The sequence below is a fragment of the Pseudomonas sp. PAMC25584 genome (assembly GCF_058135675.1).
Map to the genome: position 1 here is coordinate 2,135,001 of NZ_CM176870.1, position 12,228 is coordinate 2,147,228.

Below are 12,228 nucleotides of genomic sequence, written 5' to 3' on the forward strand. Positions count from 1 at the left end.
CACGGCGGGTGCTAACGTCCGTCGTGAAAAGGGAAACAACCCAGACCGTCAGCTAAGGTCCCAAAGTTATGGTTAAGTGGGAAACGATGTGGGAAGGCTTAGACAGCTAGGAGGTTGGCTTAGAAGCAGCCACCCTTTAAAGAAAGCGTAATAGCTCACTAGTCGAGTCGGCCTGCGCGGAAGATGTAACGGGGCTCAAACCATACACCGAAGCTACGGGTATCACTTAGGTGATGCGGTAGAGGAGCGTTCTGTAAGCCTGTGAAGGTGAGTTGAGAAGCTTGCTGGAGGTATCAGAAGTGCGAATGCTGACATGAGTAACGATAATGGGTGTGAAAAACACCCACGCCGAAAGACCAAGGTTTCCTGCGCAACGTTAATCGACGCAGGGTTAGTCGGTCCCTAAGGCGAGGCTGAAAAGCGTAGTCGATGGAAAACAGGTTAATATTCCTGTACTTCTGGTTATTGCGATGGAGGGACGGAGAAGGCTAGGCCAGCTTGGCGTTGGTTGTCCAAGTTTAAGGTGGTAGGCTGGAATCTTAGGTAAATCCGGGATTCTAAGGCCGAGAGCTGATGACGAGTTAACTTTTAGTTAACGAAGTGGTTGATGCCATGCTTCCAAGAAAAGCTTCTAAGCTTCAGGTAACCAGGAACCGTACCCCAAACCGACACAGGTGGTTGGGTAGAGAATACCAAGGCGCTTGAGAGAACTCGGGTGAAGGAACTAGGCAAAATGGCACCGTAACTTCGGGAGAAGGTGCGCCGGTGAGGGTGAAGGACTTGCTCCGTAAGCTCATGCCGGTCGAAGATACCAGGCCGCTGCGACTGTTTATTAAAAACACAGCACTCTGCAAACACGAAAGTGGACGTATAGGGTGTGACGCCTGCCCGGTGCCGGAAGGTTAATTGATGGGGTTAGCTAACGCGAAGCTCTTGATCGAAGCCCCGGTAAACGGCGGCCGTAACTATAACGGTCCTAAGGTAGCGAAATTCCTTGTCGGGTAAGTTCCGACCTGCACGAATGGCGTAACGATGGCGGCGCTGTCTCCACCCGAGACTCAGTGAAATTGAAATCGCTGTGAAGATGCAGTGTATCCGCGGCTAGACGGAAAGACCCCGTGAACCTTTACTATAGCTTTGCACTGGACTTTGAATTTGCTTGTGTAGGATAGGTGGGAGGCTTTGAAGCGTGGACGCTAGTTCGCGTGGAGCCAACCTTGAAATACCACCCTGGCAACTTTGAGGTTCTAACTCAGGTCCGTTATCCGGATCGAGGACAGTGTATGGTGGGTAGTTTGACTGGGGCGGTCTCCTCCTAAAGAGTAACGGAGGAGTACGAAGGTGCGCTCAGACCGGTCGGAAATCGGTCGTAGAGTATAAAGGCAAAAGCGCGCTTGACTGCGAGACAGACACGTCGAGCAGGTACGAAAGTAGGTCTTAGTGATCCGGTGGTTCTGTATGGAAGGGCCATCGCTCAACGGATAAAAGGTACTCCGGGGATAACAGGCTGATACCGCCCAAGAGTTCATATCGACGGCGGTGTTTGGCACCTCGATGTCGGCTCATCACATCCTGGGGCTGAAGCCGGTCCCAAGGGTATGGCTGTTCGCCATTTAAAGTGGTACGCGAGCTGGGTTTAGAACGTCGTGAGACAGTTCGGTCCCTATCTGCCGTGGACGTTTGAGATTTGAGAGGGGCTGCTCCTAGTACGAGAGGACCGGAGTGGACGAACCTCTGGTGTTCCGGTTGTCACGCCAGTGGCATTGCCGGGTAGCTATGTTCGGAATAGATAACCGCTGAAAGCATCTAAGCGGGAAACTAGCCTCAAGATGAGATCTCACTGGGACCTTGAGTCCCCTGAAGGGCCGTCGAAGACTACGACGTTGATAGGTTGGGTGTGTAAGCGCTGTGAGGCGTTGAGCTAACCAATACTAATTGCCCGTGAGGCTTGACCATATAACACCCAAGCAATTTGACTACTCGAAAGAGCATCAGATTGCGGTGTGTGAAGACGAAACGAACCGAAAGTTCGAATCTCACAAAACACCGAAAGCTATCACATACCCAATTTGCTGAAGCGAGGCCATCAGGTCACGACTCAGTACCCGAATTTCTTGACGACCATAGAGCATTGGAACCACCTGATCCCATCCCGAACTCAGCAGTGAAACGATGCATCGCCGATGGTAGTGTGGGGTTTCCCCATGTGAGAGTAGGTCATCGTCAAGATTAAATTCCAGAACCCCTGTTTGCTTACGCAGACAGGGGTTTTGTTTTGCGCGCTCGGAAAGTGCGAAGAGCGCCACTGCGGTGGTCTTCGGTGCGTCCTTGTCGTGGTTTAGTAACGGCTCTTTGAGTGTTTGTGCCGCGATCCTCAAACTGCAAGATCATACAAGAACGGTTGCCCCTTCCTTCGATAGTCTGACAACTCTCATCTACCAGAGGATTGGTCATGGCTCAGCAACAGCACTCAGCACAACCTGTAAATCTCGCGCAAAAAGCTTCACTCATCAGTGAACAGTGGAGCCCAAGAGTCGTAGCCGAGATGAACGACTACCAGTTCAAGGTTGTACGCATCGAAGGCGAGTTCATCTGGCACTCACATCCAGAAACCGACGAGGCGTTTCTCGTGATTGAAGGGACACTGCGTATCGACCTTCCGGAAGGTCCCGTGTATGTGGCGCCGGGGGAGTTGTATGTCGTTCCTCGCGGAATAGAACACCGGACGGCCGCCGAAGGCGAAGCCAAACTGATGATGATCGAACCTCGCGGCATCTTGAACACCGGCCATGAAGGGGGAGACCGCACCGCCATGAACGACCAGTGGATCTGAAATCCATCCTGCTGTTCCAGGCCACCGTCGCCATCTGGCAACAGTGGCCTCGTCCCCCGACGCTCGGTACCGCCTGCACCACACGACCCTTCCAGGCTACCGTTTGGGAAATCGATGCAAAGTGTTTCTGCATTTTTGCTATGGTGCAGCACATTTTCACAAGGATTGATCTTTCATCCGCAGGACGCGGCGTCGACCTTTTTCAACGAGATGCTGTAGAAATGCCTGAACCGATACCGATCAAAGACCACGAAAACGAAAACCGCCTGGTCAACAAACGCCTGTTCGCCTGCGCCTTGTTGGTGATCGGCATCACCTGTGCCCTGGTGGGCCGCCTGTATTTCCTACAGGTGGTGCAATTCGACTATCACTCGACGATTTCTGAAAACAACCGTGTCCACGTACTGCCCATCACGCCGACTCGTGGCTTGATCTATGACCGCAACGGCGTTGTGCTGGCTGACAACCGCCCAAGCTACAACCTGATCATCACCCGCGAGCGCACCACCGACCTCAAGGGCGAGCTGGACGAGATCGTCAGTCTGCTGCACCTACCGGCAGAAGACCGCGCCGTGTTCGACAAGGCGCTGAAGCAGGCGCGGCATCCTTTTGTGCCGGTTACGTTGTTTTATGAGCTGACCGAAGAACAGATCGCCGAACTCGCCGTCAATGAGTTCCGTCTGCCCGGCGTAGACGTCGAACCGCAATTCGTTCGCCACTATCCCCTGGGCGCGCACTTCGCTCACTCCATCGGTTACGTTGGCCGCATCAACGAAAAAGAATCCAAGACCCTCGACTCGGTGGAGTACCGCGGCACGCAGTCCATCGGTAAGACTGGCATCGAGCGGTTCTACGAGTCAGAGCTGCATGGCCATGTCGGCTATGAAGAAGTCGAGACCAACGCCCAGGGACGCGTACTGCGCGTGCTCAAGCATACCGACCCGATCCCCGGCAAAAACATCGTGCTGAGCCTCGACGTCAAACTCCAGGAAGCGGCTGAAGAAGCCTTGGGCGATCGCCGTGGCTCGGTGGTAGCACTCGACCCGCAAACCGGCGAAGTACTGGCTATGGTCAGCAAGCCCAGCTTCGACCCCAACCTGTTCGTCACCGGCATCAGCTTCAAGGAATATGCGGCCCTGCATGATTCTATCGACCGTCCGCTGTTCAACCGCGTCCTGCGCGGTCTCTATGCGCCGGGCTCGACCATCAAGCCGGAAGTGGCCATCGCGGGTCTCGACAGCGGGGTAGTGACCGCCCAGACCCGTGTGTTCGACCCCGGTTACTACCAATTGCCCGACTTTGACCACAAATACCGCAACTGGAACCACAGCGGTGATGGTTGGGTGGATATGGACGCGGCCATCATGCGCTCCAACGACACCTATTTTTACGACCTGGCCCACAAGCTGGGCATCGACCGCCTGCATGACTACCTGGCCGAATTTGGCCTCGGCCAGAAAGTCTCCCTGGACATGTTCGAAGAGTCAGCTGGCCTGATGCCGTCCCAGGCCTGGAAGCGCGCGACGCGGCGTCAACCCTGGTTCCCGGGCGAAACGGTGATCCTCGGCATCGGCCAGGGTTATATGCAGGTCACGCCGCTGCAATTGGCCCAGGCCACCGCGTTGATTGCCAATAAAGGCGTGTGGAATCGACCGCGCTTGGCCAAGACTATCAACGGTGTGGCGCCAGTGGACGAGCACCCGATGCCCAACGTGGTCCTCAAGGACCCGCGTGACTGGGAACAGGTCAACCACGGGATGCAACTGGTGATGCACGACCCCCGCGGGATCGCTCGGGCGGCCGCGCAGGGTGCTCAATACCGGATTGCCGGCAAGAGTGGTACCGCGCAGGTGGTGGCGATCAAGCAGGGTGAGCGCTACAACCGCGACAAAACCCTGGAGCGCCACCGTGACAACGCGCTGTTTGTCGGGTTTGCGCCGGCGGAGCACCCTCAAATCGTGATTTCGGTGATGATCGAAAACGGCGAGGCCGGTGGCCGCGTCGCAGGCCCGGTGGTGCGCCAGATCATGGACGCCTGGCTGCTCGACCACGAAGGCCACCTGAAGCCGCAATATGCGACGCCGAGCAAGGCCCCCGGCGATCCCCACGTCTGACTCACACCTGCCATTCGTCCCACTGCTCCACGCCCTCATGTGCCAGCCACGGCACATCATGGGCCGTCCAGATATGCGCGGTGGGCCTGACGCCCGGATCATCGTCCAGCGTCGCCACCCGCACAATCACATGGGGCTGATGCCCACGCTCGGCCATCAGATGTGAGCCACAGCGTGAGCAGAAACGCCTAAATTTGCCTGGCGAAGATTCGAAGGCCGCCAACAGTTCCTCGCCCTGCGTCCAGCGAAAATGTTCACGCATCACGCCGGCGGTGCTCACAAACGCCGCCGCATGCGCCTTGCGGCAGCTGTCGCAGTGGCAGTGGCTGATGGGCATGTCCAGGCTGTCCACCTGGTAGCGCACGGCTTTGCACAAGCAACTTCCATTCAACGGGTCAGTCATAACTTATGGCCGGGTCAACGATGGGGGCATCATCATCGCGCAGAACCCAAGGTTGCGCATTGGTCGATGTCGCCTACTGTCAATGGAGGAGGTGACTTATGCACGTATCAGATCGCATAGAACGGAAAGTCCTGCTGAACGCTCCACGTAAAAAGGTGTGGGAGGCGCTCACCGATGCCGAGCAATTCGGCCGCTGGTTTGGCATCGCCCTCAAGGGTAAAACCTTTGTCGTCGGGGAAACGATCGAAGCGCCGATTACTTACCCAGGTTACGAACACGTGATCTGGAAGGCCAAGATCGAATGCATCCTGCCGCAGACACGATTTTCGTTCTCTTGGCACCCCTTCGCCGTAGAAGAGGGCATCGACTACGACAAGGAAACACCGACGCTGGTGGCGTTCACCGTTGAAGACCGCGCCCCGGGCATTCTGCTGCGGGTCGTTGAATCCGGCTTCGACGCAGTGCCCGAAGCCCGCCGCCTGAAAGCCTTCAAAATGAATTCCCGCGGATGGGACGAGCAAATGCGCAATATCGAAGGCTACCTGAGCCACTTCCACCAAGGCATCGCCTGAGGCGATTGCGCGCTGTGTGCGCGTTAACGTGCCGCGTTTGGCCGGATGCCGAGTAGAATCACGCCCTGAAAGCGATTCCTGAGGTGCGTCACGGTGGATTTACAGCAGGGTTTTGTCCTGACCCGGCATTGGCGCGATACCCCGGCGGGGACGCAGGTCAGTTTCTGGCTGGCCACCGACCAGGGGCCGAGGTTTATCCGCCTCCCTGTGCAAAGCTCGGTGATGTTCATCCCCGAAGCCCATCGCAAGCCGCTGGATTGGCTGCTCAAGGGCGAGCGCGATGTCGAATTGCGCCCGCTGGAGCTGTGCGATTTCCATCACCGCAAGGTGTTGGGCCTCTACACCCGCCAGCATCGGCAACTGATGGACCTGGAAAAGCGCCTGCGCGCCGCCGGTGTCGATGTCTACGAAGGTGACGTGCGCCCGCCCGAGCGTTACATGATGGAGCGTTTCATCACCGCCCCCGTGTGGTTCGACGGCACGCCCGACGCCACGGGCGCGTTGCTCGACGCGCAGATGAAACCCGCGCCCGACTATCGCCCGCCGCTCAAACTGGTGTCCCTGGACATCGAGACCACCGCCCAGGGCGATCTGTATTCCATCGCCCTCGAAGGCTGCGGCGAGCGCCAGGTGTACATGCTCGGCCCGCCGAACAAAACCGATGCGGTGGACTTCAAGCTCGACTATTGCGACACCCGCGGCCAATTGCTCGAGCGCCTCAACCAATGGCTCGCCACGCATGACCCCGACGCGATCATCGGCTGGAATGTGGTGCAGTTCGACCTGCGCGTGCTCCACGAACACGCCCAGCGTCTCAACGTGCCACTCTTGCTCGGCCGAGGCGATGAGCCCATGGCCTGGCGCGAGCACGGCAGCCGCAATCATTACTTCGCGGCTGCGGCGGGGCGGCTGATCATCGACGGTATCGAAGCGCTGCGCTCGGCCACCTGGAGTTTTGAATCCTTCAGCCTGGAAAACGTCGCGCAAACCCTGCTCGGCGAAGGCAAGGACATCTCCACGCCCTACCAGCGAATGGACGAAATCAACCGCATGTTCGCCGAGGACAAGCCGGCCCTGGCGCGTTACAACCTCAAGGACTGCGAGCTGGTCACGCGGATTTTCGAGAAGACCGAGCTGCTTAAATTCCTGCTGGAACGGGCCAGCGTCACCGGCTTGCCGGCCGACCGCAACGGTGGCTCCGTGGCCGCATTCACCCACCTGTACCTGCCGCTGATGCACCGCCAAGGCTTCGTCGCGCCGAACCTGGGCGACAAACCGCCCCAGGCCAGCCCCGGCGGATTTGTCATGGATTCACGCCCCGGCCTCTACGAATCGGTGTTGGTGCTGGACTACAAAAGCCTCTACCCGTCGATTATCCGCAGCTTCCTGATCGACCCCGTGGGCCTGGTCGAAGGCCTCGAGCACCCCGATGACAGCGAGTCGGTGGAAGGCTTTCGCGGCGCCCGGTTTTCCCGCACCCGGCACTGCCTGCCGGCCATTGTTGCGCGCATCTCCGAAGGTCGCGAAGAGGCCAAGCGCGAACGCAATGCGCCGTTGTCCCAAGCGCTGAAAATCATCATGAACGCCTTCTACGGCGTCCTCGGTTCCAGCGGTTGCCGGTTCTTCGATACGCGCCTGGCGTCGTCGATCACCCTGCGCGGCCATCAGATCATGCGCCAGACCCGCGAACTGGTCGAAGCCCAGGGCTATGAAGTGATCTACGGCGACACCGATTCCACCTTCGTCTGGCTCGGTGGCGCGCATTCCCAAGAGGACGCCAGCCGCATCGGCCAGGCACTGGTGCAGCACGTCAACGATTGGTGGCGCGCGCATTTGCACAGTGCATTCGGCCTGCACAGCGCCCTGGAGTTGCAATACGAAACCCACTTCACGCGCTTCCTCATGCCGACCATTCGCGGCGCCGAGGAGGGCAGCAAGAAACGTTACGCCGGGTTGGTGGTGCGCGGCGATGGCAGCGAAGAGATGGTCTACAAGGGCCTGGAAACCGTGCGCAGCGACTGGTCGCCCCTGGCCCGGCAATTCCAGCAGGAGCTCTACCATCGTATCTTCCACCGCCAGCCCTATCAGGATTACGTGCGCGACTACGTTCGGCGCACCTTGAGCGGCGAATTCGACGAGCTGCTGATCTACCGCAAGCGCCTGCGCCGGCGGTTGGACGACTACGAGCGCAACGTCCCGCCGCACGTGCGCGCTGCGCGCCTGGCCGACGACTACAACGACCGCATGAACCGCCCGCGCCAGTACCAGCGCGGTGGCTGGATCAGCTACGTGATCAGCGTCAACGGCCCGGAACCGCTGGAAGTGCGCCAGGCACCGATCGACTATGACCACTACGTCACCCGGCAATTGCAGCCAGTGGCCGATGCGATCCTGCCGTTTGTGAATGACGACTTCGGCACCCTGGTCGGCGGGCAAATGGGCCTGTTCTAAACTATTTGCCTCGCGCGGGTGAGCGTCTACGCTGTTGGCGTGCTCGGCAATTGCTACGTGATACCAAGGAGGTCCCCCATGTACACGCTCTACGGCACCGACGACTCCGGCTCATGCATGATCGAAATTGCCCTGCAGCGTTGCGCGGTGCCATGGCATCGGGTAGACGCCAGCTCCTGGCAGGACGGCGAGGGCAGCGAAGCGCTCGCGCGTATCAACCCGCTCAAACAGATCCCCACGCTGGTAACGCCCGATGGCCAGGTGCTGACGGAAAGCGCGGCGATCCTGATCCACCTGGGCCTGGAATTCCCTGCCGCCAATCTACTCGCCGACAACCGTGCGCAGATCCTCCGCGGCCTGGTGTACATCGCCGCCAATTGCTACTCGGCAATCGGCATCATCGACTACCCGACGCGCTGGCTGGGCGACGCCGATGAGGCCGCGCAAGCACAATTGATCAGCGGCACGCGCCACTACCTGCACCGGGCCTGGTTGGTGTTCGCCGATCAGTTTGCCGACCAATTGTTCGCCGCCGATCAGCAGCCGAATGCCCTGGGCATCATGGCGGCGGCGGTGTCGCGCTGGGATGCGGCGCGAGAGGCGTTGCACGCCTCGCGGTCGGCGTTTGCGCAGACCCTGGACAGGGTGGATGCCGATCCGCTCGTGGCGCCTGTGTTTGCTCGGCATTGGCCGGAGTGCGAGGTCTCTTAATATTTCGGCAACCAAAAGAAACAATGGCCGCCAAACCGACCCAATCCCTTGCGTAGCAGGTGTCCTGGCCTACGCTTTCTCAAGGTGGTGTAGGAATCATCCTTGAATTTGGCTGTCGCAGACATGAAACTCAAGAACCCTGCATGGAATTCAAAGGAGGTGCGCATGCTCATCCGGTCGCTGACCCTGGCTACCTTGATGGCTTTTACGGGGCCGCTGTTGGCTGCTGCTGATATCAACCCGCTCAAGCAGGATTTGGGCAAGGCCCGACCGCTGGTGGTGGTGGAGCTTGATTCCGGCAATGAAACATTGGTCAAGCTCAAGAAACAGCTGGACGAGCCTGCCACCAAGCAGTCCTTTGAAGAGCGCGGCATGGTGTTGTACACCGTGAAGTTTGGCAGCATCGGTGCCGAAGGGGAGAAGTTCGCCAAGGACCCCAAGGACAACAAGAAGCTCACACCGCCTGAAACCAACGCGCTGATCCGCGCCCTCAAATTAGGCGCCGGCAGCGGCACCAAAGTGATCCTGGTGGGCAAGGATGGTGAGAAGAAAGTTGAGAAGACCGTGCCACCGGATACCCTCGACTTGAAGGACTTCTTCAGCGCCATCGATCAGATGCCGATGGCCGAGAAAGAAGCCGCCGCCGCTGCAGAGCCCGAACCTGTCGCACCCGCTCCGGCCAAGGGCGCCAAGCCCGCCAAGCCGGCGAAACCTGGCAGCAAACCGGCCCCTCAGCCATTGGATGACTGAGGCCTATCCTTCTGCGGGCGCGCGCCCGTAGATATCGTCAAAGCGCACAATGTCGTCTTCGCCCAGGTACTCGCCGCTCTGCACCTCGATCATCACCAACTCGATGATGCCGGGGTTGGTGAGGCGGTGTTTGTGCCCGGCCGGAATGTAGGTGGACTCGTTGGCGTTGATCAGAAATTCCCGCTCGCCATTGGTGATCTGTGCGGTACCGCTGACCACCACCCAGTGTTCGCTGCGGTGGTGATGCATCTGCAACGACAGTGACGCCAGCGGCTTGACCACAATGCGCTTGATCTTGAAGCGCGCACTTTCCTCCAGCACGGTGTAGGTGCCCCATGGTCGCGTCACTGTGCGGTGCAGGTTGTACGCCGGATGGTTCTGGCGCTTGAGCTCGGCCACGATGTGGCGCACATCCTGGCTGCGATTGGCATCGGCGATCAGCAGGGCGTCGGCGGTGTCGACGATGATCAGATCGCGCACGCCCACCGCGCCGAGTACGCGCTTGGGCGAGTCGATGTAGCAGTTGTGTACGTCATGCAGAATCGCTTCGCCATTGACCTGGTTGCCCTGGGCATCGCTGGGGGTGAGCTGGCGCAGGGCTTCCCAGGAGCCGATATCGCTCCAGCCGATGTCGCAGGGCACCACGGCCACCTGCGCGGACTTCTCCATCAGCGCCACGTCGATGGACAGGTCCGGTGCGCTGCCGAAGCCTTCGGCATCCAGTTCACGCTGGCGCGAGGTTGTATTCTGCAAACTCTGGCTGTGCGCCAGCGCAGCCTTGGCGGCCGCCATCACCTGCGGGGCATGGGTGGTCAGCTCGTTCACCAGGGTGCTGGCCTTGAAGCAGAATATGCCGGCGTTCCACAGGTGCTTGCCGCCGTCGAGGTAGCCTTGCGCGGTGGCCAGGTCGGGTTTTTCGACAAAGCGGTTGACCCGGTTTCCCGCCCCCAGCGCGGCACCTTGTTCGATATAGCCGAAGCCGGTTTCGGGGCGATCAGGCTCAATACCGAAGGTCACCAGATGGCCGGCTTCGGCCAGTTCGCGGGCCTGGCTCACGGCCACGGCAAACGCGGTTTCATTGAGGATCAAATGGTCGGCGGGCATCACCAGCAACTGGGCGTCGTCGCCAAAGTGCTCCTGCACATGCAGCGCCGCCACGGCAATCGCCGCTGCCGTGTTGCGGCCGAAGGGCTCCAGCAACAAGTCCAGGGGCAGCTGGGCCTTGTTCACCAGACGGTAGTCATCCAGGGTGCGAAACAGCAGGTCACGGTTGGTGACGGTGAGCACGTTTTCCACACCGGGCAGGCGGCTGGCGCGCAGGAAGGTTTTCTGCAGCAGGCTCTGGCCATCGCGCATGTGCATGAACGGCTTGGGCATGTTCTGCCGGGACACTGGCCACAGTCGGGTGCCCGAACCGCCGGAAATGATGCAGGGAATTAATCCGTCGTGGGTATTCATCAATGGACTTCTTGGGTGGAAAGGACGGCCCACGCCTTTGGGATCAAGCCTGATCGCAATCGCGGTGACCCGCATCATCGGCGACTAGCCGCGCAGCGGCAACTGCGACGTGTTGAGCATCAGGATGCCGTCCACGTCGCTGAAACGCTGTGCGAGAGCGCGGCGTCGAAGAGCGGGTTGCCGTTCAGCGCGACCGCCCACGACGAACATCGGCCAGTGTCAACCCAGTCGAGCGGCCGCCCGCGCAGTGATCTCGCTCCGGACCTTGCGCGACTCGGCCGTGCGCTTGTTGGCTTCTTCCAGCACAGACGTGGGCGCGGTATCCGGCCGGCCTGAATCGAACGGCGGCGCCGGTGCGTATTCGATCTGCAACTGCACCAGTTGCGCGGTCGCTTCGTCGTACAGCTCAGCCGCCAGGGTTAGGGCGAAGTCGATCCCTGCAGTAATCCCGCCGCCAGTGAACAGGTTGCCGTCACGCACCACGCGTGCTTGTACCGGGATGGCGCCGAGCGGGGCGAGCAGGTCGTGGTACGCCCAATGGGTGGTGGCCTTGCGACCGCGCAGCAAGCCGGCCGCACCGAGCACCAGCGAACCGGTACACACTGAGGTGACATAACGCGCGGTGAGCGCCTGGGCCCTGAGGAAGTCGAGGGTTTGCGGGTCTTCCATCAACGGGCCGACGCCACTGCCGCCGGGGACGCAGAGCACATCCAGGGTCGGGCAGTCGGCGTAAGTCATGGTCGGCGTGAACACCAATCCGGTGCTGGACGTGACCGGCGCGAGGTCTTTCCACACCAGGTGCAATTTCACATCCGGCAGCGAACCCAACACGTCATAGGGGCCGGTGAGGTCCAGTTGTTGGATGCCGGGGAACAACAGAAAACCGATCTGCAAGGTCATGAACGAAGCTCCGATAAAGGGTGGACGGCTTCACTC

The 12,228-nt window shown here is 59.8% G+C and carries 9 protein-coding genes and 2 rRNA genes (1 of these 11 cut by a window edge); 8 read left to right on the forward strand and 3 right to left on the reverse strand.

Annotated features, from left to right (window positions below; genetic code table 11):
- The 4 genes from ACS5Q8_RS09970 to mrdA all read left to right on the forward strand — a co-directional run.
- Positions 1 to 1,956 (forward strand): 23S ribosomal RNA (locus tag ACS5Q8_RS09970); it begins 936 nt to the left of the window's first position.
- 157 nt (positions 1,957 to 2,113) lie between these two features.
- Positions 2,114 to 2,229: ribosomal RNA gene (rrf, locus tag ACS5Q8_RS09975) — 5S ribosomal RNA — on the forward strand.
- A gap of 223 nt (positions 2,230 to 2,452) precedes the next feature.
- A complete protein-coding gene (locus ACS5Q8_RS09980; RefSeq protein ID WP_465160123.1) occupies positions 2,453 to 2,833 on the forward strand; it encodes a cupin domain-containing protein in 381 nt (126 codons plus the stop codon).
- A gap of 221 nt (positions 2,834 to 3,054) precedes the next feature.
- On the forward strand, positions 3,055 to 4,947 hold the full coding sequence (mrdA, locus tag ACS5Q8_RS09985; RefSeq protein ID WP_276197353.1) for a penicillin-binding protein 2: 1,893 nt from the start codon (positions 3,055 to 3,057) through the stop codon (positions 4,945 to 4,947).
- 1 nt (position 4,948) lies between these two features.
- Here mrdA and ACS5Q8_RS09990 read toward each other — a convergent pair whose 3' ends face one another.
- Entirely contained in the window at positions 4,949 to 5,350 is a 402-nt protein-coding gene (locus tag ACS5Q8_RS09990; RefSeq protein ID WP_465160124.1) for a GFA family protein, read from the reverse strand.
- 98 nt (positions 5,351 to 5,448) lie between these two features.
- On the opposite strand from ACS5Q8_RS09990, the gene ACS5Q8_RS09995 reads away from it, so the two are divergent.
- The 4 genes from ACS5Q8_RS09995 (at position 5,449) to ACS5Q8_RS10010 (ending at position 9,834) form a co-directional block, all read left to right on the forward strand.
- The gene (locus ACS5Q8_RS09995; RefSeq protein WP_465160125.1) at positions 5,449 to 5,922 is read left to right on the forward strand and encodes an SRPBCC family protein; all 474 of its coding nucleotides are present in this window, start codon (positions 5,449 to 5,451) and stop codon (positions 5,920 to 5,922) included.
- 93 nt (positions 5,923 to 6,015) lie between these two features.
- Positions 6,016 to 8,373, forward strand: a complete 2,358-nt coding sequence (locus ACS5Q8_RS10000; RefSeq protein ID WP_465160126.1) for a DNA polymerase II — start codon at positions 6,016 to 6,018, stop codon at positions 8,371 to 8,373.
- Positions 8,374 to 8,451: 78 nt separating this feature from the next.
- Positions 8,452 to 9,084 carry a glutathione S-transferase family protein gene (locus ACS5Q8_RS10005; RefSeq protein WP_276197356.1) on the forward strand — a complete coding sequence of 211 codons (633 nt, stop codon included), beginning with the start codon at positions 8,452 to 8,454 and terminating at the stop codon, positions 9,082 to 9,084.
- 165 nt (positions 9,085 to 9,249) lie between these two features.
- Positions 9,250 to 9,834 carry a DUF4174 domain-containing protein gene (locus ACS5Q8_RS10010; RefSeq protein WP_276197357.1) on the forward strand — a complete coding sequence of 195 codons (585 nt, stop codon included), beginning with the start codon at positions 9,250 to 9,252 and terminating at the stop codon, positions 9,832 to 9,834.
- 3 nt (positions 9,835 to 9,837) lie between these two features.
- Here the strand turns inward: ACS5Q8_RS10010 and ACS5Q8_RS10015 are convergent, their stop codons facing one another.
- The gene (locus ACS5Q8_RS10015; RefSeq protein WP_426101023.1) at positions 9,838 to 11,292 is read right to left on the reverse strand and encodes a mannose-1-phosphate guanylyltransferase/mannose-6-phosphate isomerase; all 1,455 of its coding nucleotides are present in this window, start codon (positions 11,290 to 11,292) and stop codon (positions 9,838 to 9,840) included.
- A 219-nt stretch (positions 11,293 to 11,511) separates the two neighbouring features.
- Entirely contained in the window at positions 11,512 to 12,192 is a 681-nt protein-coding gene (gene inhA, locus ACS5Q8_RS10020; protein ID WP_443700782.1) for an isonitrile hydratase, read from the reverse strand.
- Positions 12,193 to 12,228 lie beyond the last annotated feature (36 nt).